The sequence below is a fragment of the Micromonospora sp. NBC_01739 genome (assembly GCF_035920385.1).
Taxonomy (GTDB): Bacteria; Actinomycetota; Actinomycetes; order Mycobacteriales; family Micromonosporaceae; genus Micromonospora.
This window is the reverse complement of record NZ_CP109151.1, coordinates 912300-935460: the sequence shown is the minus strand read 5'-3', so window position 1 is coordinate 935460 and position 23161 is coordinate 912300. Positions and strand designations below refer to the sequence as shown.

The window sequence follows — 23161 nt, the reverse complement described above, 5'->3', positions numbered from 1 at the left end:
CGGTGTCTCCGTTCAGTTCGTGGGTGCGAGTGAGCGCACCATGTCCAACAGCCGGTCGTAGCTGGCGTCGAGGTCGCTCGACATGGCCAACTCCCAGATCAGTCGGTCGGCCAGCAAGCTCCGCAGGTCGTCTTCGATTTCACCGAGGAGCACCGGATCGGCCTTGCCGGTGGCGAAGTCGTCGCGGCATCGCTGCACCGCCTCGTCGACCGTCAACGGCCGTATGGTGGCGTCTCCGCGGCTCAGGAAAACCACGCTGTCCGGCACGACCGAGGACCGCAGCCTGGCGGCCAGCGGTCCGCTGATGGTCACGCGAAGCTTCTCGCCGTCGTTGACCGGTGCGGTCACCGCCTGCGCCAGGTCCGCGTTGCCGGCTAGCCGCTCCGGGGTGACGTAGAGGGCCTGGGGGTAACCCCACAGCCGTCCCGGTACCTCGTCACGCAGGTCACGGACCATGATGTCCTCGCCGACGAGTTCGGCGCCGTGCCGCAGAGCGGTGTGGACGAAGGTCGACTTACCCATGCCGGTGGGCCCGCTGACCAGCACAGCGTGCCCGTCAGCGACGAACGCCCCGGCGTGCAGGGGGTAGAGCCGCGAGGAGCGACACACCAGGTACAGCGCGAGTCGCTCGAAGATCCACCGACCCCACACGATCGGGTTCGTGAGGTCCGCCGCGCACAGGGTCACCCTGGCGACCCCCGCTGCCACGTCGAACTCGCACCTGGAGCCGCCCGTGTCGATGATGATCGGATCAGCGGCGATCACCTCCTCGGTGTGCGGCGGCTCCGCGGTGGCTGCGGCAGGATGGTCCACCACCCGGACGGTCAGCCTGAGGCTGGGCGCGTCCGCGCGTGGCGCTACCGGCGCGCCGAAGAAGGCGTCCACCACCGTGGCCGCGCGTGGATCCGCTACGCAGTGCACTGAAATCCCGTAGATCTCCCGGTAGGTCTCGTTCATCGCGCGGCCTCTTCCTGACGTGGGGGTGTACCGGGGACCGAGCCCATGCCGCTGTCCACGCTGGTGGCGGGTGCGGCGGCGGCGTCGCGGGCAGGAGGGCGGGTGCGCTCGGCCCAGCGCGCCACGAATGGTGTTATCGCGCCTGCGGCGAACAGCAGGGCGCCGAAGATCAGCCAGCCGGGGCGGCCGACGCCGATGATGAGGACCGCGGTGATCGCCGGGGTGACCATCTTGGCCACCTTGCCCCCCATACCGAACAGGCCCTGATACTGCCCCTGCGCGTGCTCCGGTGCGAGCTCGTACGACAGCGCCCAGGAACCGGCGGCGTAGAGCAGTTCCCCGAGCACGTGGATGAGCGCTCCGATGATGAGGACGACCACCGCCAGCCAGGCCGGCGCCCCGGCGGCCAGGGCGAAGAACCCGCAGCACACCGCCAGAAGCAGCCCGGAGCGGCGCAGCGCCCGGGCACCGCCCTGGACGGTCTCGGCGCCGGCGCTGGCCCGCACCTGGAACAGGATCACCATGATGGTGTTGACCAGCAGGATCGCCGAGAACACAGCTACCGGTGCGTCCGTTCGGTCCGCGATCCAGAGCGGCAGGGCCACCGTCAGCAGCCCGTCGTTCATGGCCAGGATCGCCGTCAACGCGGTAACGGCGAGATAGGGCCGGTCCTTGAGCACCAGCCCGACCGAGGCCTTCTCCTCGTGCCGGGTGATGTGCTCGTTGCGCAGACGCAGGAAGAGCAGGGCGCCGAGGACGAAGGCGGCACCGCTGACCAGCAGCATCGTCCGGTAGGCGGCACCGGTGTTGAGCTGTAGCGCGACGCCACCCACCACCGTGCCCAGCGAGATGCCGATGTTGGTCACGGAGCGCAGGTAGGCCCGAGCCTTCACCCGCTGCTCCCGGGGAACCGCCTGGGCGACCAGCGCCCCCCGTGACGCGTCGGCTCCCGCCTCCGCACCGACCACGAGCGCGGCCAGGACCACGAAGCTCGTAAACCCGCCGACGAAGGTGTACCCGCAGACCAACGCGCCCTGCAGGGCGACGAAAGCTATCGCGGTGTTGCGGGCGCCCAGCCGGTCGGCGACATGGCCCGCCGGGATGCTGATCAGCATGCCGAACGCGGCGGCGAGGGACAGGCCTAGCCCTACCCGGGTCGGCGAGATACCCACCGAGCGGATGAAGTACAGAACGCTGACAGAGAGGAGAATGCCGTTGCCGAATGTGCGGGCCAGGTTGCTGACGGCCAGCACCCGCACCGGACCCTGCGGCGGGACCAGATGTTCTAGCAGTTTCACGTACGCACCCCCGCGGTCGAGCGTTCGGCTTCCGGTGACGGAGCGGCCAGGAGGGCTAGCAGCCGACCCCGGTCGACCTTGCCGTTGCTGTTGAGTGGAAACTCGGTGAGGCAACGGTAACGACGGGGGACCATATATACCGGGACCCGACGGCGTAGCCAGGTGAGCAGTTCGTTGTCGGCGACCATCCCGCCGGTGTAGAAGGCGGCCAGCACGACGTCCTCACCCTGGGGAGCCGCGACGACGACGGCGTGGTCGACCGCGGGATGGTGGCGCAGCGCGGCCTCGATCTCACCCAGCTCGATCCGGTACCCCCGGATCTTCACCTGGTTGTCCAGCCGACCCAGGTGCACGAGCTGGCCATGTTCCACCCGGACCCGGTCCCCGGTGCGGTAGTAGTCCGCCGCCGAGGGACTCCCCAGGGTCGGTGTGACCACCCCCCGGTCGTCGAGGGTGCAGAAACGGCCCCGGTCGTCCGCCGGGTCGAGGTATCCGGTGAAACGTTGCTGCCCGCGTACCACCAACTCTCCCTCGCTGCCGGGGACCCCGTCCTCGTCGACGACGAGGTATTCCAGCGACGGGTAGACGGCGCCGATCGGCACGGTGTCGTTGGAGGTCGGCGGCCAGGTCTCCGGATCCGGACCCAGGCGGTACTCGCTGCACGCCAGGGTCAGTTCCGTGGGCCCGTACACGTTGTCGACGATCGCGCGCGGCGCTACCCCCCGCCATGCTCGGGCCTGGGCGTAGGTGAGCTGCTCGCCGCAGAAGATCGCGTACTTCAGCTCGGTCACCCGCCCGGCCGGCAGGTTTCCGAGCCCACCGGTCACCGTGATGACGGAGGGGACGGAGAACCAGTGCGTGATCGCGTGCTCGACCAGGTAGTCGACCGGGCTCAGCAGTTCGTCGCGGGTGGGAACGATCAGGGCCGCACCGCCGCCCCAGGTGACGAAGAGGTCGAACACCGACAGGTCGAAGGTCAGGTCGAAGGTGTGCGACATCCGGCAGCCGGGGCGTACCCGGTAGCGGTCGATGTTGTGCGCCAGGTACCCGGACAGGTTGTGGTGGCGGATGGGCACCCCCTTCGGCTGCCCGGTCGAGCCCGAGGTGAACAGCACGTAGGCCACATCGTCCGGCGCGGTGCGGTAGGGGGGCAGCGCATGCGTGACGTGCGCCGCCAGCAGCTCCTCGTCGGTGACGGTCAGCACGTGGGAGTGCAGCTCGGCGGCGACCGCAGCGGCGACGGCCCCGTCGGACAGGACCAGGTCCACCTCGGCCATCTCGCAGACGGTGGTGTTGCGGACGGCCGGGTAGCGCGGATTGAGCGGGACGACGGCGGCACCGAGACGCTGTACGGCCAGGTAACCGGCGTACGCGACGATGCTGCGCGAGGCCAGGAGCGCTACCCGCCGGGGCACGGCGCCGTGCTCACGCACGATGTACGCCGCGATGGTGTCGGCGAGGTCCGCCAGCCGCCGGTAGCTGATGGAGGATCGGCGGATGCGCAACGCCTCGGAGTCCGGCCACCGTCGGGCCGACGCGGCGAACCACTCGTACAGGGTTTCCTCAGGTAAGAGCGCAGGTCCAGTCGGCTGCAACTTCGTCACCGCCCCTCAGGTCGACCGCGACAACGGTGATCGTCGTCGGGGCGAGCTGGGGCTGCGGCGACAGGTGCAGCCGTTGCAGGTCGTCCGCGGCAGGAAGCGCGGCGAGGCAGTCGCAGGGCTGCTCGTCGAAGCCGGCGAACCGGTAGGCGACCTCCATCATCCGGTTGCGGTCGCTGCGTCGGAAATCGGCGACCAGGTGAGCGTCGGCCCGAGCCGCCTGATCGGTCAGCCACCGCAGGATCACCGCGCCGGCGCCGAAGGCGACGACCCGGCATGAGGTGGCGAGCAGCTTCAGGTGATAGACCCCGGGGTACCGCTCCAGGAGGATCACGCCGACGGCGCCGTGCGGGCCGAACCGGTCGGTCATCGACACCACCAGCACGTCGTGGCCGCCGGTGGCGACCATCCCCCGCAGTGTCTCCTCCGAGTAGTGCACCCCGGTGGCGTTCATCTGGCTGGTGCGCAGGGTGAGTTCCTCCAGCCGCGCGATGTCCGCGTCGGTGGCCCGGTCGATGCCCATCCGCAGGTCGAGCGAGCGCAGGAACTCCTCCTCCGGCCCGTCGAAGCTGGCGCGCTCGGTGTCCCGACGGTTGCTCGCCTGGTACATCTCACGGCGTCGCCGAGAGTCGGCGGTGATCACCGGCGGGTTGAACTCGGGCAGCTCGGCGAGGCGGAGGGCCTCCTCCGCCGGGTAGCACCGGACCTCCGGCAGGTGGAAGGCGACCTCCGCCCGCTCGGCCGGGTGGTCGTCGATGAAAGCGATGGTGTGCTGGGCGAACTTCAACGTGTCCGCGATATGACGCACCGCGTCCGACTTGCGTCCCCAACTGATCTGCGGAACGACGAAGTATTCCGCCAACCCGAGCTTCTCCAGTTGGGCCCAGGCCTCGTCGTGGTCATTGCGGCTGGCCACCGACTGCAGGATGCCCCGGGCGTCCAGATCGATGACGATCTGACGGATCTCGTCACTGAGGTGGACCTCACCGTCCTCGAGCAGAGTTCCCTTCCACAGGGTGTTGTCGAGGTCCCAGACGAGACACTTGATCGTGGCGGGGCCGTTGTCGAGGGTCATCACACCTCCCAGATGGTCGCCGACCAGGCGGCGACCGGGCTGTTGTTGAGCACCAGGACGAGGTCACCCTCGGCCACCTCGCCGGTGGCGAGCAGATCCTGGAGGTTGAGCACGACATCCATCGCGCCGAGGTGACCCCACCGGGCCAGGTTGTCTCGGCACACCTGATGGATGGGCAGGCCGAGCAGCGTCTCGTAGAAGTCGAACGCGCTGGCAGTGACGTTCTGCATGAGGGTCGCGGCGACCCCGCCCTTGTCGACGCCCGCGTCGGCGAGCACTCCCTCGACCAGTTTGCTCAGCCGCAGCCTGCTGTGCATCGCCAGGTCGAAGCGGTAGCGGTCGGGCGAGAGGCACTCCTCGCGCCACTCGTACCAGGGGGCCTGCTTGTAGTCGACTCGGAAGAGGTCGTGGAAGCTGCCGTCGGTCTGCATGCGGTGGGCGCGCAGGGCCGGCCGGCCACCGCGCACCATGGTCATGGCGTACGCGCCGTCACCGATCACCGCCACCGGGAACCGGATGCGATCCACCCCGGTGGGGCGGCTGCCGTGGGCGATCATGATGGTGTCGCGGCTGGAGTCGGCGACCAGCAGGTCCCGGGCGAGTGCCCAGGCCGCGCTGGAGCCGGTGCAGCCCAGGCCGTCGACCTCGAAGGCGAAGGCCGAGGTCAGCGCGGCGTCGGCCTGCACCCGGCAGGCGTCCGAGCCGAGCAGAACGTCCGGCGAGCGTGGGGCGACGAGCAGAAGCATCTCCGGTGGTGGCGACCCGCCCGCTGACACCTCCCGGCAAGCCTTCGCGGCCAGCTCCGCTGCCGTCGCGTTCTCGAACAGTCCCACCGTCGACACCCCGCTGCCACGGACGAACTCCGCCTCCTCATGGCCGAGGGTGGGGAACTCCGGCAGGTCGAGGACCTTCTGCTGGGTGTCGGGCAGCAGGCAGTGCACAGCCCCGATGCCGATGGCGGTCATGGCGTCACCGCCAGGGCGTGTTCGGCGAGCAGCAGCTGACTGATCTCGTTACTGCCCTCGATGATCTCCATGAGCTTCGCGTCGCGGTACGCCCGTGCGGTCGGGGAGCCGTCCACCGCGCCGGCGGAGGCGAGCACCTGCACGGCCGTCGCGGCGCCCCGCGCGGCCCCGCGGGCGGCGACATGCTTGGCGGCGACCACGGTGGCGGCGAGATCGAGGGAGTTGGAGTCCCAGCACAGGCTGGCGTGTTCGCACATGCGGGTCGCCACCTGCTCGGCCACGAACAGCTCAGCTAGGTGCCGGGCGACCAACTGGTGCTGGGCCAGCGGTTTGCCGAACTGTTCCCGGACCCGGGCGTGCCCGGTCGCGGCGGCCAGGCAGGCGCGCAGGATTCCCACGCACCCCCACGCCACCGACAGGCGGCCGTAGCTCAAGGCGGAGGTGACGAGCCAGCTCAGCGGCTGACCGGCACCGCGCAGCACGTTCGCCGCGGGCAGCACGACCTCGTCGAGGGTCACCATCGCGTGCCCGGCCGCGCGACAGCCGAGCGGTTGGGCGATGCGTTCGACCCGCACGCCGGGCGAGGTGGTCGGCACCACCACGGCGGCGCCGCCGTCACCGTACCGACCGACCACCACCAGCAGATCGGCGTAGGCGGCACCGGTCACCCACACCTTCTGCCCGGTCACCACCGCACGGTCACCCTCGACGGTGACCCGGGTGCGCATGCTGGTCAGGTCACTTCCCGCGCCGGCCTCGCTGAACGCGACCGCCGCGGTGTCCCCGCCGGCCAGCCGGGTGAGGTACTCCCTGCGCTGCCCCTGGTCACCGAAGCGCTGGATGACCCAGGCGGCCATCCCCTGCGAGGTCATCAGGCTGCGCAGGGAGCTGCAGATGGCACCGACCCCTGCGGTGTACTCGCCGTTGTCCCGGCTGGAGAGCCCCAGCCCGCCGTAGGCGACGTCCACCTCGGCGCAGAGCAGCCCCTGCCCGGCCAGCTCCCGGATCACCGATCGGGGAATCTCACCGGCCCGGTCCCAATCGTCGGCGCGTCCGGCGACCAGGTCGGCGACCGTGCGGGTCAGGTCGTCACCCACCTGCCGCCTCCGACCGCAGTCGCCGCACCAGTGCGGTGATCCGATCGACCGTGCGGAAGGTGTCCAGCCGCAGGTCGTCTCCACCGACCACCACGCCGAAGTGGTCCTCGACGTACGCCACGAGCTCCATCGCGAACAGCGACGACACCAGTCCCGAGGCGAACAGGTCGCGGTCCGGCTCCAGCTCTGTCTTCGTCCGGGCCGACAGGAAGGCCAGCAGTTCCGACTGCACCCAGGCGTCGGTGCTCTGGTCGATTGACGCGGTCATGAGCGGGTGCCTCCGTACTCGAAGAAGCCCTGACCGCTCTTGCGGCCGAGCTTGCCTTCCCGAACCATGCGTTGCAGCAGCTGCGCCGGCTGGTACCCGGCGTCGCCCGTGCGTTCCTGTAGGACCCAGAGGGAGTCCACGACGTTGTCCAGGCCGATGAGGTCGGCGGTAGCCAGCGGGCCGGTGCGGTGACCCAGGCAGCCGACGAAGAGCGCGTCGACGTCGGCCGGGGTACTCACCCCCTCCTCCACGAGGTGCGCCGCCCGGTTGATGCTCCACTGGAGGATGCGGTTGATGACGAAGCCGGGCGCGTCACCGACCACGATCGGTTCCCGGGTGACGCTGGTCAGCAGGTCCAGGCCGCGTTCCAGCGCGGTGGGACTGGTGCGCCGGCCCCGGATCACCTCAACCGCCCGGATGATGTACGGCGGGTTCATGAAATGGGCACCGAGTACGTCGGCCGGCCGGGCCGCCGCCTCAGCCAGTTCGTCGACCGGGATCCCCGAGGTGTTGCTCAGCACCGGAGTGCCGGGCGCCACGACCTTGGTAACCTCGGCCAGCACCTCAGCCTTGAGGTCGGCCCGTTCGGTGACGCACTCCACGACGGCGGTGGCCTCGGCCAGGTCCCCGACCAGCCCGGTCGTCACCAGCTCGCCGGCCTGCGCACCGCGCGGCAGGCCGCCCATCATCTGACCCAACCGCGTCAGCCGGAAGACCTCCGACCGGGCCCGGTCCAGCTGAGCCTCGTCGATGTCGATCAGCACAGTGGGTATACCGTGGCCGACCGCCAGCGCGGCGATGCCGGTACCCATCGTCCCGGCACCGACCACGGCGAGCCGGTGTGCGAATGCGGTGCTGGTCACGGCGCCCCCACTTCGATCTTCTGGGCGGACTCGAGGTCCTCGGCGATCAGCTCGCCGAACTTGGTGGTGGTGCGGGCGAGGAAGGTCAGGCAGCGGCGCAGCAGGTCACCGGTCGGTGCCGGGTCCAGGCCACGAGCGGCTAGCCACCGCCGCCAGGCGACCGCCTCCAGGTCGCGCTCGCCGAGGGCGTGCCCCTCCAACTCGTAGAGGGCCATGGTGGCGAGGAGTTCGTTGCCGGTGGCCAGGGAGCGGTCGGCGACCCTCCGCTGCCACTCCTCAGGGGTGACCGCGGTGGTGGGAAGCCCGACCTCGGTGAGCAGCGCGAAGAGGCGTTGTGGGCTCACCGCGACCTCGTCGGTCAAGTGGTACACCCGGCCTGCGGAGCCCGGGTCGAGGGACAGCTCGGCGATCGCCCGGGAAACCAGGTCTACCGGGGCCATCGGCATGGCCCGGTCGTCCATGGGGTGGGCACCCACCGCCAGGCCGCTGGCGGCGATGTGCCACACCAGGTCCTTGTGGTTGCAGGCGCCGGTCTCGGTGGAACCGAGGATGAAACCGGGACGGAAGATGCGGACCCGCATGCCGTCGGTTTCGCTCCGTTCGAGGATCCGCTCGCACACCCACTTGCCCACGCCGTACCCGCCCTGCTGGGGGTCCAGCGGCTGTTCCCGGGTCTCCAGGATCCTGCCGTCCGCGCCCAGCGCGTGATGGGTGGCGGCCACAGTGGAGACGAAGCCGAAGTCCGCGATGCCGTGCCGGCGCATCCAGCGCAGCAGTTCCACCATGGTCAGCACGTTGTCGGTACGCAGCACCCGGTACGGCTCGGTGAACACCACCTTCGCGGCGCAGTGCACGACCGTGCCGACGCGTCGAGCCAACTCGCCGTTCCGGTACGTCTCACACAGGGTGCCCACGTCACTGAGGTCGCCGAGGACCAGGTGGACCCTGGACCGGTCCGGTGCCGGCAGGAGGAGGGAGGTGGCAGCGGCGTCGAGCCGGGCCCACGCCTGATCCTCGTCCTCGGCCCGCACGATGCAGTAGACCCGGCCGGCACTAGCCTTGAGCAGCTCGTGCAGCAGGAAGGTACCGAGGAACCCGGTAGCGCCGGTGAGGAGCACATCGGTGCCGGCGGCCGGGCGCGGGTTGACCTCGCCCAGGGGAAGTTGCAGATCGAGGTCGATCAGCTCCCCGTCGCCGTCCGCGATCGGATCGATGTCATCGGCCCCCCGCGCGGCACCGGCCCGGACCCCACGGACGATCTCGCCGATGCGACGGATCGTCGCTCGGCTGCCGCCGGCGCGGTGCAGGTTAACCAGCACCCCCAGGCGTCGCTGCACCTCCAGCGCCATCTGCACCGACAGCAGGGAAGATCCGCCCAGGGCACCGAATTCGTGGTCGACGCCGATGCCCTCGACGCCGAACAGGTCACGCCAGATCGCCAGCAGCTCGTCCTCGACCTCACCGGAGCCCGTGCCGGCCGGCAGCGCCGGAGCAGGTCCGGTGGCCGGGGCGGAGGCCTCCGCAGCGGACGGGTACCGGTCGAGGATCCAGTGCCGCCGACGGGTGAACGGGTACGTCGGCAGGGCCACCCGCCGTCCGGTGCCGCGACTCAGTGGCTCCCAGTCCACCCGTACGCCGTGCAGCCAGGCGGCGGTGACAGCCGCTTCGATCTGTACGTCGTCCGCGTCAGCAGGCAGGACGAATCGATCGGTACCGGCTTCCCCGGCCCCGACCTGAATGAGGAACCGACCGGGCGGTACGACCTCGGGAACCCTGTCGGCGACCTCGCAGTCGGCGCCGAAGACCCGCCGGAGCCGCTCCACCACAGCGTTGGACGAGTCGCCAGCCACCACGGTGACCGCTCGTTCGGTCGAGGTAACGGTACGGGCGGCCGGCGGCCGGGGCAGCCGTAGCGTGGCCGCCAACCGCTCCGGTGGCGCGACGACGGCGCGGCGCACATCGAAGTCGTGGCGTCCCACCCGCAAGGTGTGCGCGACGTCGGCCGGAGGCAGCTCACCCTGTTCCAGCCGGTCGGCGAGATTACGGGACATGGCGTCCAGCTCGCCGCGGTTGCGGGCGGAGAGCATCAGGGTGATCGTCGGCCGAAGGGGCGCGCTGGGCCGCACCGGCGCGGGGGGCGGTGCCAGGACCACGGCGGCGTTGGTGCCACCGAGGCCCATCGAGTTGACCAGGACGAGTCGCGCCGGGTCGGCGGTGTGCCCTGACTCGGTGCTGACGAAGAACGGACTTTCGGCGAGCATGCCCGGGTGACGCGGATGCCGGAACAAGGGGTGCGGGGGAAGGTTGCCGGTCCGCACGACATGCACGGCCTTGATGAGGCCCGCGATGCCGGCAGCCGGCCCCGGGTGGCCGATGTTCACCTTCACCGAACCCAGCCCACAGTAACCGGTGTCGGCACCGTAATGCCGCAGGCCGTCGCTGAGCCCGCGCAGTTCGATCTGGTCACCGAGCGCGGTGCCCGAGCCGTGGGCCTCGACGTAGCGCAGGTCGCGTCCGGAGGCGTCGGCGACCCGCAGCGCCCCGCTGACCACGTCGGCCACCCCGGACGGGCTCGGCGCGGTGAATCCGGAGCGGGCGGATCCGTCGTTGCCCACCGCGGAGCCGCGAACCACCGCCAGGACGTTGTCGCCGTCGGCGAGCGCGTCCGTCAGCCGCCGCAGCACCACGACCCCTACCCCGGAGCTGAACGAGGTGCCGGTGGCCCGGGAGTCGAAGGCGCGGCAGAAGCCGTCCTCCGACATCAGCCCACCCGCCTGGTAGCGGTAGCCCATCACCGGCTCCAGCACGGTGGCACCACCGGCCAGCGCGATGTCGCATTCACCGGACAGCAGGCTGAGCACTGCGTAGTGCAGGGCGTACAGGGACGACGAACAGGCCGTCTGGACGCCGACGCTCGGCCCCCGCAGGCCCAGCTTGTACGCCACCCGGGAGCTGAGGAAGTCGCCGAGGCCACCGAGGTGCAGCCCCATGTCGTCCACCGCGGCAGCCAGGCCCGACTCGCGCACCTTCGCGGCGAACACGGCCGAGGAGTAGGTGCTCGACGCGCCCCCGGCGAAGACGCCGGTCACCGGCCCGTCGGGACGGGCGGGATGCCCGGCGGACTCGAGCGCCTCCCAGCAGGCCTCGAGGAACAGTCGCTGCTGGGGGTCGATCAACTCCGCCTCGGCGGGCGGATAGTTGAAGAACTCCGAGGCGAAGTCCGCCGCCTCCGGCAGGGTGGCGGCGACCCGGACGAACGCCGGATCCCGCAGGGTGTCGTCGCTGACCCCGGCCGTCCGGAGGGTCTCCTCGTCCAGCGGCCGGGTGGACACCAGCCCGCTGTCCAGGTTGCGCCAGAACGTTTCCGGTGTGGTGGCGTCGGGGAATCGGCAACCGACTGCCACGATCGCGATGTCGGTGCTGCTCACTGGCTGTCCTTCGGGTCACGGCGGGCGCGATTGAACAGGGCTGAGCGCTCGCCGGGCCCCACCTTCGCCCGAGTCACCGGAGCACGGCCACCGCAGATGAGGTCGGCCTGCGCCACGACGGTGGTGTGCTGGAACAGGTCGGCGGCGTCGAGCCGGCCGTCCGCGAGCGGATTGAGCTGGTCGAGCAGCAGGATCAGCAGCAGCGAGTCGCCGCCGGCCTCGAAGAAGGACACGTCCAGTGGCACGTGCGCCACGTCGAGGACCTGTTCCCAGGCGCGCCGCACCTTCTCGACGATCTCTGATTCGACGATTACCACGAGCTCTCCTTCGTGACTCCAGCGTTCAGATCGGTGGTGAGGTCGGTGACGCAGCGCTCGATGCTGTCGAGCAGGGCGTCGATGGTCGCGGCGTCGAACAGGCCGGTCGCATAGGTCGCGGTGTACGAGACGCTGTCCGGGAGGTCGGTCGCGACAAGCTCCAGCTCGTACTTCAGGTGCAGCGGGACGAGTTGGCGGAACCGTACGGTGGCGTCCGGCCCGAAGTCCGGGATGGCCGGAGGGGCATCCAGGGCGGCGAGGTACACCGGTGTGACGGGTGGGCGGCTCAGGTCCCGCCCGGGGTGGATGGCGGCGGCCACCGCGTCGAACGGCACCGCAGCGGCGCGGTAGGCGGTCATCGCGCTGTCCCGGACCCGGCCCAGCAGCTCTCGCCAACTGGGCTCGCCCCGCAGGTCGACCCGCAGCACGAGGGTGTTGACGAACATCCCGACCGCATGCGCGGTCTCGCCCGTCTCGCGGCCCAGCCACGGGAACGCGAACAGGAAGTCCCGCTGCCCGCCGGACCTTGCCAGCACCGCCCCCAGGAGGGCCGCGGTCGTCATGAAGGTGGTGACGCCCAGGTCGTTCATGGTCTCCCGCAGCCGCGCCGCGAGCCCCTCGTCCAGGGTGCGAGTCCGGGTCGCGGCGGTGGTCGATTGGACGGTGGGTCGTGGCCGGTCATGCCGCAGCTCGATGTCGGTGGGCGCGCCGCGCAGGTGAGCCAGCACCGACTCCGCCGCCGGCACCGGGCTACCGGTCAGCACCGCGGCGGGGTGAATCGCCGGCGGCAGGTCAGCGGTGGCCCCATCTCGGCGGGCCCGGTAGACCGCCGCGATCTGGTCGAGCAACTCGGCCTGGCCCCAGCCGTCGATCACGATGTGGTGGATGGCCAGGATGAGCAGCACCCCCTCCTCGCCGACGAGGATCTCGGCGCGGGCCGGTGCCTGCTCCGCCAGGTCGAACGGGCTCCAACAGGCGGTCGCGAGGTGCGCGGCCAGCCGTTGCTCGTCCCAGCCCCGCGCGGAGGTGATCTGGAGTGGTGGAGGCGGGCCGTCGGTGGTGTAGACCACCGCCCGTGCGGTGGTGTCGAGCCGGAACCGGGAACGCAGCGCCGGATGCCGTGCGAGCACCTGGCGGGTGGCTTCGGCGAGCAGTTCCACGTCGCGGTCACCGAATCCGGCGGAGTCGAACTCGAGCACGGTCGGTGCGAGGTACGCACTGCGCAGTTGCTCCACCCGGTCGATCAGCCAGAACCGGCGCTGCGCCGAGGAGGCCGGGTACACCTCGTCGGACGTCGGGGCCTCGGCTGTCACGGAACGCCCGCCGGCGAGGAGCCGGCCGAGACCGGCGACCGTGGGTTCGGCGAGGAACTGCCCGAGCGGAAGCGGGTGGCCCACCTGCCGTTCGGCGGCCGCGAGCATGTTGACGGCCAGCAGCGAGTGGCCGCCGAGCACGAAGAAGTCCGTGTCCGGCGCGAGGGCCAGGGCGTCGACCGGACGCCGGTTCTGCCCGGTGCCGGCCAGTGCGGTGGCGAAGATCCGCGCGGCGCGCAGTTCGTCCCCGTGCAGTTGCACGCTGGGTCCGGCGGCGTGGGCCAGTCGCACATCCCGCATCCCACGCAGCGCCGTCAGGTCGGCCTTGTCGTTGACCGTCATGGGGATCGCCGGCACGGCGTACACCTCGGTCGGCAGCACGGCCGGAGGCAGCCAGCGCTGCAGTGGGCGCAGGACGTCCTCTCGGCTGGACGGCGCGTCGACGTCGTCGAGTTCGACGAATGCGACAAGTCGACGAGGTTCCCCCTCGGCGAGGACCACCGCGCCGCGGATGCCCGGTTGCTCCTCGATGAGGCGCGCGACCTCGTTCGGCTCCACCCGGTGGCCCAGAATCTTCACCTGGTCGTCCACCCGCCCGAGGCAGAGGATGGCGCCGTCCTGGCGCAGCACCGCGCGGTCGCCGGTGGCGTACATCCGGGCGCCCGGCTCGTCGCAGTACGGGTCGGGCCGGAAGGCCGCCGCCGTCAGCTCCGGTTGCCCTAGGTAGCCCAGGGCGATGCCGGTACCCGCCAGATACAGCTCGCCGGGGACCTCCCTGGGCAGTTCCTCCCCGTGGGGCCCGAGCACGTACGCGCGGGTGTTGGGCAGCGGGCCGCCGATCGGCGGCCGTTCCTCGGCCAGGTCGACCGGCGCGAACGTGCCGATGCAGGACGCCTCCGTGGGGCCGTAGATGTTGCGGACCTCGACGCCCCACGCCTCGCTGCAGTCCTTGGCGAGCTGACGGGTGACCGCCTCACCGCCGAGATAGAGCGTGCGCAGCGTGGTCGGGCCACCTTCGTCACTGTCCAACATCGCCCTGGCCAGGCTGGGGGTCATGGAGGTCACGGTCGCCCCGAGCGGGCCGCGTACCAGGCGGGTGAGGGCCCTCGGGTCGCGCCGCTCGAGGTCGTCGGCGTAGACCAGGGTGGCACCGCTGACCAGGGTGCGGAACGCTTCGAAGGTCGCCCCGTCGAACGCCGTCGACCAGGTGCACAGCACCCGGTCCGACACGGTCAGCGCGTTGTCGGCGGCCCACCACAGCGCCGTGTTGAGCAACCCGCGGTGCGGCACGAGCACGCCCTTGGGCCGGCCGGTGGTGCCGGAGGTGTAGATGACGACGGCCGGGTCGTCGGGTTCGGTGCCCACGGCCGCCGGCAACCCGTCCACCCCCCGCAGGTCCTCCAGCAGAGTGAGGTCCACGGCCAGCTCGTCGAGCATCGACCGGCCTGCCTCGTCGGTGAGCACCACTCGTGCGTCGAGCTCGCTGAGGATGTGGCGCAGCCGATGCTTCGGGGTGTCCAGGCTCAGCGGGGCGAATGCCGCGCCACTGCGCAGAACGCCCAGGCAGCCGGCCACGAGGGCGCCGCCGCGCGCGGCGAGCACCGGCACGAAGTGACCCCGACCGGTCCCCCGGCCCTGCAGGTGGGAGGCGACCGCGCCGGACCAGGCGTCGAGGCCAGCCGACGAGAGACTGGTCTGGCCAACGCGCACGGCCGTCATGTCGCGGGAGCGCAGTTGCGCTACGACCAGGTCCGCGATGGTGGTCACGCCGCTCCCCCGATCATCGCCGCACGGGCTCCAGCGAGATCGCTGACCGGGCCGATCAGTACGCAGGGCGGCACGAGGTCTGGCTCCCGTCTGGTGAGGGGCAGATGGCACACCTGCTGGTCGGGGTTGGCCACCGCGGCGGCGAGCAACACCTGAAAGTGCCCGGCGAACTCGACGGCGAGGTCCGAGGAGTACATGTCGTCGGCGTACTCGACGGTGCCCACGATGGCGTCCGGCCGTTCCTCGAGGATGAGGAGCAGGTCGAACTTCGCCGTCCCGGTGGGAAGCTGGACCGGCGCCCCCCAACGCGGTCGGACGGAGTCCCAGGCCGGCATGTTCTGCAGCGCGAAGCCGACCTGCACCAGTGGGCCGTTGCCGCCGATCTCCGCGCTGAGCTGGTCGAAGGGGATCAACTGGTGGGTCAGCGACCGGAAGGCCTCCTTGCGGACCTCGCCGCAGAGGGCACTGAACGAATCCTCCGCCTGAGGCGCGCAGCGCAGCGGCACGGTGTTGACGAAGAAGCCGACCAGCTTCTCCGTGGCCGGATGGGGCCGGTTGGCCGTGACCGTACCGACGAGGAACTCGCTCCGTCCCGACCAGCGCCGCAGCACCTCCTGGTAGGCCGCGAGCAGAACGACGAAGGGGGTCACGCGCAGCCGGGCCGCGAGGCCGTGGACCTCGGCGCGCAGCGGGTCGCCGACCTCGAACACCACCTGCCCGCCCGGACGGGTCGGGGCCCCGCCCCGGCGTACCTCCCCCAGCCCGAGTACCAGCGGACTGGCGTACGGGCGCAGCTCGGCGGCGCGGGCGGTGAGCCGGTTGCGGGCGGCGTCGCCCCCGGTGACCTCACGGTCCCAGACGGCGAAGTCGATGTACCGAATCTCCGGCTCGGCCCACTCGACGGGACGCCCGGCGAGCACCGCGGCGTACGCCTCCTCCAAATCGGCGAAGAACACCGACAGTGACCAGCCGTCGATGGCGATGTGGTGGAAGGTGATCAGGGCGGCGTCTCCCCCGGGTACGCCCCGCCACACCCGGCAGCGCACCGGAATTCCACCCGCTAGGTCGAATGGCTCGCACCCCGCCGCGGCGGCCTCGGTGTGCAGCCGGTCTTCGGCATCGGGGTCGCCCGTCAGATCCACCACGTCCAGACGAGGAGTCACGCTCTGCGTCACTTCCTGGACGGGCTGACCCTCGACGAGGTGATACCGGGTTCGCAGCACCGCGTGTCGGTCGGCCACCGCGGTCAGCGCGGCGGACAGCGCCGCCGGATCGAGCGGCTCGAGCCAACGCATGAGCAGCGGAACGTTGTACGTGGCAGCGCCGGGGTCGGCTGCGTCGATGAACCACAGGCGCTGCTGGGCGTGCGACAGCGGGGCCTTGGACAGACCGGTGGGTCGCAGGACTGGTTCGACATTCGCTGTGATCACGATGATTCCCGCTGAAGATCGAGGTGACTGGTGAGGGGCGTCCGCGCCCCGGATCGAAGGGACCTGGCCAGGTCGGCCATGGAATCCGCCAGCAGCACGTCCGCCGCCTCGACCTCGACCGACAGTTGTTGCTGAAGTCGCGACATCACCTGTACGGCCAGGATCGAGTTGCCGCCTAGGTCGATGAAGTTGTCCCCGGGGGACACGCCGGGCCGGCCGAGAACCTCGCGCCAGATCACCCGCACCTGTTGGAGTACCGGATCGTCCACCTCCGGCGTCGGCTCCAACTCCCGGGCGTCGGCGTCGAGCAGCGCCCTCAGGTAGTCACGGTCGACCTTCCCGGTGGGACCGACGGGCAGGTGGGTCAGCTCGACCCACCGCGCCGGCACCATGTAGTCCGGCAACCGCCGGCTGAGCGCCTCGGTCAACCCGGGCAGGTCGACAGACGCATTGGCCGGGGGCAGCACGAAGCCGACGAGCATGGCCGAGGGCCCCTCGCCCACCCGCTCGACGAAAGCTGCGGCGGCCAGGCCGGTGCCGGTAGCGGCTCGCTCGATCTCCTCCAACTCAATGCGGTAACCCCGCATCTTGACCTGGCGGTCGCGCCGGCCGAGCAGTTCCACCGCCCCGTCGGATCGCCGACGAGCGAGGTCACCGGTGCGGTACATGGTTCGTCCGGTCCGTGGGTCCGAAACGAAGCGTTGAGCGGTCAGATCGTCCTGTCCCAGGTATCCGGTGGCGACGCCGGGGCCACCGATCCACAGCTCGCCGACCTCGCCGTCGCTCACCCCGTGCCCATTTTCGTCCACGATGGACAGGTCAGTGTTCTCCAGAGCGAAGCCCACCGGGACTTGATCGAGGCCGTTCAGGGTGGCGGGCGTACAGGTGAAGAAGCTGGCGAAAGTCGTCGTCTCGGTGGGCCCGTAAGCGTTGATCAACCGCTTCGGCGGATCGGAGGCCAGCACGGCGCGGGCCGCGCCGATCTCCATCTGCTCGCCACCCACCAACAGATCCCGTACCGACCGGAACGCGTCCGGCCGCTCGCGGGCGACCGCGTGGAACAGCGATGTGGTCAGGAACATCGTCGTGATGTGGAGCCGCCGGGTCTCCTCGACCCAGCTCTCGATCCCAAGGTCGGTGAGGGCGGGCAGCACCACGACGGTGGCACCAGCGCACCAGGTGCTCCAGATTTCGAAGGTCGTCGCGTCGAACGCCGGGTTGGAGGAGTTGGCGACCCGGTCGCCGGGGGCCAGCGGGCAGTAAGGCTGGTCCAACACCAGCCGGCGCACCGCCCGGTGCGGAATGACGACACCCTTCGGCCGGCCGGTGGAACCCGAGGTGTACGCCACGTAGATCGGATCGTCAGCGCTTCGCGTGCGTGATGCACCGGCCTCGCCGAGGTGCCCGGCCTGCCGCGTCCACTCGACGGTCAGCGCCCCGTTGTGCACGTCGACCACCGCGCGTGCGGCCGTCTCGTCGAGAATCGCGCCGATTCGCTCGGCCGGCGCGTGCGCGTCCAGCGGGACGTACGCGGCGCCGGCCCGGACGATGCCGAGGACGGCGACAAGCAGATCTAGCGAACGGGGCCCCCGGACAGCGACGTACTCACCGGCAGCGACACCGCCGCCGGCCAGTTGGTCGGCGACCTCACCGGCGCGCTCCCACAACTGCGCATAGGTCAGGACCGACGAGGTGCCGTCGCATGCGGCAGGCGCGGCGGGCTGGACAGCGGCCCACTGCTGCACCAGGCACGCGACATTCTGATCTGCGGCATCGTTGTCTCGATTCACCTCGGCGCCCCCATCCGCTCGGTCAACCCGACGCTCAATGGTCGAATCGGCGTGCACCGTTCAGGCACCGTTCACGCATCGATCGTGCACTGTTCAACACGTTGGGGTAATGCACGCAGGCGAGGGAGCCCCTATGATCTGACCGATACCCAGGCAGGTCAGGTTGATCAATTCACGTGTCGCCAGGTTAGGTTGATCAATGTCACGTATAGCGCTTCTCGGCCTCGGCCGTATGGGCAGCCAGATGGCTCTCCGGCTACTCGACGAGGGCCACCAGCTGACCTTGTGGAACCGAAGCGGGGTTCCCGATGTTCTGCAAGGAACCGACGCCACCGCGGCTCCGACGCCGAGCGAGGCGGCGCGAGGGGCCGAAATCGTCATCACGATGCTGACCGACGGAGCGGCGGTCACCGACGTGCTCTTCGGCTCGCACGGGGCCGTCAACGGGCTGAGCCCGGAGGCGGTGCTGGTCGACATGTCCACCATCGGACCCGCCGCCGTCGCCGAGTTGCGGGCGCGACTCGCACCGCAGCTGCGGTTCATCGACGCACCCGTGCAGGGCAGCACACCCAAGGCCCGCGCGGGCGAGTTGGTCATCCTTGCCGGTGGTGCTCCGGTCGACGTCGACCATTGCCGACCCGCCCTAGAGTCGCTCGGGAAGCTGCGCCATGTGGGACCGCTAGGGGCGGGTGCCGCGGCGAAGCTCGTGGTCAACCTGGCTCTCGGTAGCTCGTTCGTCGTACTCGGCGAGGCGCTCCGGCTCAGCGATCAGCTCGACCTCGATGCCGAGATGATGCTGGACGTGCTCACCGGGACCGCCGTGGGTTCCCTGGTGCCGAGGTTGCGCGCCCGCCTGTCGAACCCTGACGCGCCCACGCAGTTCTCGGTAGGCCTCGCTGCCAAGGACCTGCGCCTGATCGGTGCCACCGGAGCGCTCGACGACGGCGCGGTCGCAGGCGCGGAGCGCATGCTGACCGCAGCGGCGGACGCCGGCTACGGCGAGATGGACATTACGGTCCTCCCCGCTTTTCTGCGCGGCGGGAAGGATCACTAAAGCGATTCGGGCGATTTTGTGTCATTGCGCGACCAGCAGATGGAACCCAGGGGTGGGGGTTCATCTGCGACCACTCACGGCAGACGTTTTTCAGACGCTATCGCCCGCATAAGCGGGTAGGGTCCAGCACCGGACCGCCGCTCAGCGAGCCGTGGACTCTGTCAGAAGACTGTCGCTGACTCTGAGTGCACCGTATCCGTATAACTTGGAGACGATCAACGGCGCGAATGCGCAACAGGCACGGGGGGATGTTCCATGGAGTTTTCCATTCTTGGCCCGCTGGAGGTGCACGGCGCCTCGGGTCTAGTCGATCTCGGCGGTGACCGACAACGGAAGTTGCTGGCAATTCTGCTCGTCAACGCCAATCTCAGCGTCCCGGTGGAACGGATGGTGGACGAGCTGTGGAGCGACCCGCCCAGAACGGCTCGGCGGCAGGTCTACAACGGGGTCGCCGCACTTCGGCGACGATTGGTGGAGGCCGGCTTCCCATCGACAGCCCTGCACACCGAGGCAGGGGGCTACCGCATCCGACTCGACCAGGCGGTCCTGGACGCTGACCTGGTCCGCCAGCGAATCGCCGAGGCTGACCGGGCGGTGGCCCAGGGTCGCAACCAGGACGCCATACACCTGCTGGCCGCCGCGGTGAGCCAGTGGCGAGGCAACACCCTGGACGGTTCGAGGACGCCCCTGCTCGACAGCGTGGCGGCACGCTTCGATGAGCAGCGGATAGGCCTGGTGGAGAGGCTGGCCGAGCTACGGCTAGCCGCTGGCGAGGGCTCCAGCCTGGTCAGCGAGCTCAAGGAGTACGTCGCTCGCTACCCGCTCCGGGAGTCCTTGCGGGGCTCCATGATGCTTGCGCTCTACCGCAGTGGCCGACAAGCAGAGGCGTTGGCCACCTTCGATGAGGGCCGCCACCGCCTGGCCGAGGATCTCGGTCTCGACCCAGGTGTCGAGTTGCGCCGCATCCACACTGCCGTGCTGCGCGGCACAGGTCATCCGCCAGCCCGGAAGGCCTACGAGCCTGCGGCCCCCGCCGCCACCCCGGCCACCTGCACCTCCTACCTGCCACCGCGACTGTCCGACTTCGTCGGACGGCAGGATTCGATCGCTCAGGCGACCGAGGCGGTCGAGTGGGCTGCCGAAGCCAACCGCCCCACCGTCCTGGTCATCGATGGCATGGGCGGGGTGGGTAAAACCGCATTCGCCGTCCACCTGGCTCATCGAATGGCCGAGCGGTACCCCGATGGGCAGTACTTCGTCGACCTGCGAGGCTTCAGCGCTCGGCAGCATCCGCTCAGTCCCGAGGCGGTGGTGGACGCACTGCTGCGTCAGGCAGGGCTGCCGCCGGCGCTCAAGCCCTTCGAATTCGACGCGGAGGCCGCGCGGCTTCGGGCTGCATTGGCGGGACGTCGCGTGCTGATGCTCCTCGACAATGTCGCGGACACGACCCTCGTGCCGGCTCTGCTGCCGGGAACCCCGGGTTCTCTGGTGCTCGTCACCAGCCGGCGACAACTGATAGCCCTGCCGGATTCGCACCCGGTGAGCCTTCGTCCGCTCGGACCGGACTGCGCCCTCCAACTGTTCAAGACCACCTGCGGCCAAAACCGGGTCACGGAGGAACTCGCAGCGAGCAAGGAGGTCGTCCGGCTCTGCGGGCACCTGCCCCTCGCCGTTCGAGCAGCGGGCTCCCGACTGCGTCACCGTCCTATGTGGACGGTTGCGGATCTGGTCAGGCAACTTCAGCACCCGAGTCAGCGGCTGCGCCTACTCGGGCCGCACGAGCAGACCGTCTCCGACACCCTGCTCACCTCATACCACCGTTTGAGCGACGCACACCAACGCCTGTTCCGGCTCCTAGGCCGGCAGAGTGGCCCCCGGCTAAGCGCCCGGAGTTGCGCCGCAACCGCCCGGATGCCCCTCGCCGCACTGGAACAGGGGCTCGAGACGTTGGCTGACGACAACCTCATCACCGCCTGCGACCGCAAGCGCTACCAGTTGCATCCACTGCTGCGTGACCTCGCAATAGAACTCAACGACCGCGAAAAATCCACTACAGCGGTGAGCATCGAGGCGATCGGACACGCGAGCTTCGGTCGCGCTTCAGTCGTGTCGTGTCGGTCGGCGGCAGACGGCCCGCACCCAGCGGACGGCTCCGCCGCGTGACCACCAGGGAACCGCTGCGGATTGGCGCTGGCGGCACCTACCGGCCCGATCACGGTTAGTAGCGATACCGCGGTCGAACCGCCCCGGATTTTGTAGAGATTTCGATGTTACGGATTGGGTGGAGTCGGATGGGCGTGATCACTCCGGTCGAGCCGCTCCGCGCGATCGCCCTGTCCGTGGCCTGACGCCCAGCCAACACGGCTACGCGATCCCCAGGGACATCATCGGTCTTCACTAAACCCGGGGCGGTTGACCACTCCGGAGATCAACCGCGCTGCATGCCGGCAGGCAGACTACCCGGCTCTACTCATCGCGGGGGTCCTGCGGTGGGTGCACGTGTTCCCGCCTCCACCAGTCACTCACCCCGACCTGTCACCGACAGCGGTGCCGGCCCCGCTAGGTCGGCCCCCGCTGCGGACCGACCCAACGACGATCGTCTGTCCCTGCCTCACCCACCGTCCGCGTTCCGAGGCCACTGCGCAGCCTCAGGGAGCGTGTCGAAGATGCGGTCCATGGAGTAGGGCTCGTATATAGTCTCGGACTCGGCGATCTTGTCCCAGTCGGAGTCGGTGAACTGGAACATCCACAGGGCATCCATCTCGAAGTCACCGTGTCCTTCGGGAAGGTGCTCGAAGTCCTGCTTCATAGCTTCGACGTCGAGGCCGGCGCCCGTCATATAGCCGCCGAGGTGGGAACGGGCGGCCTCGTCGAGCATTAGCAGCTCAGCGATGGTGTGCGGCACCGGCGTCATCCCCTTGGCCAACAGCGTGCACAGATCGATGCAGGTTCGTGCGAGCCGAACGAAGAATTCCGGCGGCTGCGCGATCAACGAGCGCGGAAACCCGACTGCGGGACCTTCGTTCCCCCACATGAGGCCTTCCGCCTGATTGATGAGGACCTCCGCAGTTCCGCTCAACGACTGGTAGAGCGCGGCGGCCCAGCGGGGGCCGACATCCCAGAATCCGCACGGGCAAGGGTCGTCTTCTTCGTCCAGGCTCTCCGTCAGGCAACGGCACGATCCGCCGGGGCCGCACTGGTTGCTGCTGGCGTCATCGCCTCGGCGTTGCGCGTGTGGTGGACAGCCGTCGCAGTAGTCGCACCCATCAGCAGGACACTGGGCGACGGGAAACAGCCGGGCCCAATCGATATCGCTGCCGTCCCCCGGCAGGTCGGGGACGTCGAGTTCGGTGACAAACCATGTGGCAAGGAACTGCCGCTCGTCGGTATCGTCGACGCGCTGCTGGGCTGCTTGCTTGAGCCCAGCTCGGACGCTTGCGGGGAGGCTGAGCCAGAGGCCGGAAAGGTCTTCCTGACCTCTGACCGAGGAATTCAACATGTTGCAGATGGCGACCGCCTCGTGCGGCCAATCCACCGTTGCGATGGCATCGAGCTCGTTGCCTCTGCCCTTGTCGACGATGGCCATGACGCGCGACTTGGTGGTGGTGTGTTGTGGCACGAAGGCGATCACTTTTCTGGACATGGCGACTCCTCCCGAACGTGCATGAGGACACACTGGGTTACCGAAGAATGAACAGGGGTCGCGCTGGTTGTCCCGGTGCTTCCGCAGACTCCGCTTCGCAGGACATCAACCTAGCATTCCTGTCAAGTGCAGAAGCGGACCACAACCCAAACTCCGCCGATCACAATCTGTCGGGGTACTCGCTCCCTCGTACTCCATCCCGTACTCCGACAGGTGGCCAAGCCGCGCGTGCTTGGTCGCCAGCGCAGGGTGACACCTTTCTCGGTCAGACACACCAGTCCGCGGTCGGTGGTCA

Annotated in this window: 16 protein-coding genes; 2 read left to right on the top strand and 14 right to left on the bottom strand. The window is 69.7% G+C overall.

Features of this window, described 5'->3' with window-relative positions:
- Positions 1 to 12: 12 nt before the first annotated feature.
- The 13 genes from OIE53_RS04105 to OIE53_RS04045 are packed head-to-tail and all read right to left on the bottom strand — an operon-like array spanning position 13 to position 18169.
- Positions 13 to 957 (bottom strand): hypothetical protein, encoded by a 945-nt coding sequence (locus tag OIE53_RS04105; protein WP_327025216.1) that lies wholly within the window; start codon positions 955 to 957, stop codon positions 13 to 15.
- The gene (locus OIE53_RS04100; RefSeq protein ID WP_327025215.1) at positions 954 to 2255 is read right to left on the bottom strand and encodes an MFS transporter; all 1302 of its coding nucleotides are present in this window, start codon (positions 2253 to 2255) and stop codon (positions 954 to 956) included. The genes OIE53_RS04105 and OIE53_RS04100 overlap by 4 nt, the downstream gene beginning before the upstream one ends.
- Positions 2252 to 3850: an amino acid adenylation domain-containing protein gene (locus tag OIE53_RS04095; RefSeq protein ID WP_327025214.1), complete on the bottom strand. Its 1599-nt coding sequence runs from the start codon at positions 3848 to 3850 to the stop codon at positions 2252 to 2254. Before OIE53_RS04095 ends, OIE53_RS04100 begins: the two co-directional genes overlap by 4 nt.
- Positions 3819 to 4931, bottom strand: coding sequence for an HAD-IIIC family phosphatase (locus OIE53_RS04090; protein WP_327025213.1), 1113 nt, complete (start codon positions 4929 to 4931; stop codon positions 3819 to 3821). The genes OIE53_RS04095 and OIE53_RS04090 overlap by 32 nt, the downstream gene beginning before the upstream one ends.
- Positions 4931 to 5896 (bottom strand): 3-oxoacyl-[acyl-carrier-protein] synthase III C-terminal domain-containing protein, encoded by a 966-nt coding sequence (locus OIE53_RS04085; protein ID WP_327025212.1) that lies wholly within the window; start codon positions 5894 to 5896, stop codon positions 4931 to 4933. The genes OIE53_RS04090 and OIE53_RS04085 overlap by 1 nt, the downstream gene beginning before the upstream one ends.
- Entirely contained in the window at positions 5893 to 6993 is a 1101-nt protein-coding gene (locus tag OIE53_RS04080) for an acyl-CoA dehydrogenase family protein (protein WP_327025211.1), read from the bottom strand. The genes OIE53_RS04085 and OIE53_RS04080 overlap by 4 nt, the downstream gene beginning before the upstream one ends.
- Positions 6986 to 7261 (bottom strand): acyl carrier protein, encoded by a 276-nt coding sequence (locus tag OIE53_RS04075; RefSeq protein ID WP_327025210.1) that lies wholly within the window; start codon positions 7259 to 7261, stop codon positions 6986 to 6988. Before OIE53_RS04075 ends, OIE53_RS04080 begins: the two co-directional genes overlap by 8 nt.
- Entirely contained in the window at positions 7258 to 8124 is an 867-nt protein-coding gene (locus OIE53_RS04070) for a 3-hydroxyacyl-CoA dehydrogenase family protein (protein ID WP_327025209.1), read from the bottom strand. Before OIE53_RS04070 ends, OIE53_RS04075 begins: the two co-directional genes overlap by 4 nt.
- Positions 8121 to 11552: a thioester reductase domain-containing protein gene (locus tag OIE53_RS04065; protein ID WP_327025208.1), complete on the bottom strand. Its 3432-nt coding sequence runs from the start codon at positions 11550 to 11552 to the stop codon at positions 8121 to 8123. Before OIE53_RS04065 ends, OIE53_RS04070 begins: the two co-directional genes overlap by 4 nt.
- Complete coding sequence (locus OIE53_RS04060) at positions 11549 to 11869, bottom strand: phosphopantetheine-binding protein (RefSeq protein WP_327025207.1); 321 nt, start codon at positions 11867 to 11869, stop codon at positions 11549 to 11551. The genes OIE53_RS04065 and OIE53_RS04060 overlap by 4 nt, the downstream gene beginning before the upstream one ends.
- Positions 11863 to 14949: a non-ribosomal peptide synthetase gene (locus OIE53_RS04055; protein WP_327025206.1), complete on the bottom strand. Its 3087-nt coding sequence runs from the start codon at positions 14947 to 14949 to the stop codon at positions 11863 to 11865. The genes OIE53_RS04060 and OIE53_RS04055 overlap by 7 nt, the downstream gene beginning before the upstream one ends.
- Positions 14946 to 16379, bottom strand: coding sequence for a condensation domain-containing protein (locus OIE53_RS04050; protein ID WP_327025205.1), 1434 nt, complete (start codon positions 16377 to 16379; stop codon positions 14946 to 14948). The genes OIE53_RS04055 and OIE53_RS04050 overlap by 4 nt, the downstream gene beginning before the upstream one ends.
- Positions 16376 to 18169 carry a non-ribosomal peptide synthetase gene (locus tag OIE53_RS04045; RefSeq protein WP_327025204.1) on the bottom strand — a complete coding sequence of 598 codons (1794 nt, stop codon included), beginning with the start codon at positions 18167 to 18169 and terminating at the stop codon, positions 16376 to 16378. Before OIE53_RS04045 ends, OIE53_RS04050 begins: the two co-directional genes overlap by 4 nt.
- Before the next feature lie 199 nt (positions 18170 to 18368).
- On the opposite strand from OIE53_RS04045, the gene OIE53_RS04040 reads away from it, so the two are divergent.
- Both OIE53_RS04040 and OIE53_RS04035 read left to right on the top strand, forming a co-directional pair.
- Complete coding sequence (locus OIE53_RS04040; RefSeq protein WP_327025203.1) at positions 18369 to 19223, top strand: NAD(P)-dependent oxidoreductase; 855 nt, start codon at positions 18369 to 18371, stop codon at positions 19221 to 19223.
- A 255-nt stretch (positions 19224 to 19478) separates the two neighbouring features.
- Entirely contained in the window at positions 19479 to 21386 is a 1908-nt protein-coding gene (locus OIE53_RS04035; protein WP_327025201.1) for an AfsR/SARP family transcriptional regulator, read from the top strand.
- Between the two features lie 448 nt (positions 21387 to 21834).
- Here the strand turns inward: OIE53_RS04035 and OIE53_RS04030 are convergent, their stop codons facing one another.
- Positions 21835 to 22866, bottom strand: coding sequence for a hypothetical protein (locus tag OIE53_RS04030; protein ID WP_327025200.1), 1032 nt, complete (start codon positions 22864 to 22866; stop codon positions 21835 to 21837).
- Between the last annotated feature and the right edge of the window lie 295 nt (positions 22867 to 23161).

What these genes read in the sequence shown, in the direction of transcription:
- OIE53_RS04105 (WP_327025216.1), bottom strand. Translation starts at nt 957, where the DNA reads ATGAACGAGACCTACCGGGAGATCTACGGGATTTCAGTGCACTGCGTA.
- OIE53_RS04090 (WP_327025213.1), bottom strand. Translation starts at nt 4,931, where the DNA reads ATGACCCTCGACAACGGCCCCGCCACGATCAAGTGTCTCGTCTGGGAC.
- OIE53_RS04085 (WP_327025212.1), bottom strand. Translation starts at nt 5,896, where the DNA reads ATGACCGCCATCGGCATCGGGGCTGTGCACTGCCTGCTGCCCGACACC.
- OIE53_RS04075 (WP_327025210.1), bottom strand. Translation starts at nt 7,261, where the DNA reads ATGACCGCGTCAATCGACCAGAGCACCGACGCCTGGGTGCAGTCGGAA.
- OIE53_RS04040 (WP_327025203.1), top strand. Translation starts at nt 18,369, where the DNA reads ATGTCACGTATAGCGCTTCTCGGCCTCGGCCGTATGGGCAGCCAGATG.
- OIE53_RS04035 (WP_327025201.1), top strand. Translation starts at nt 19,479, where the DNA reads ATGGAGTTTTCCATTCTTGGCCCGCTGGAGGTGCACGGCGCCTCGGGT.
- OIE53_RS04030 (WP_327025200.1), bottom strand. Translation starts at nt 22,866, where the DNA reads ATGTCCAGAAAAGTGATCGCCTTCGTGCCACAACACACCACCACCAAG.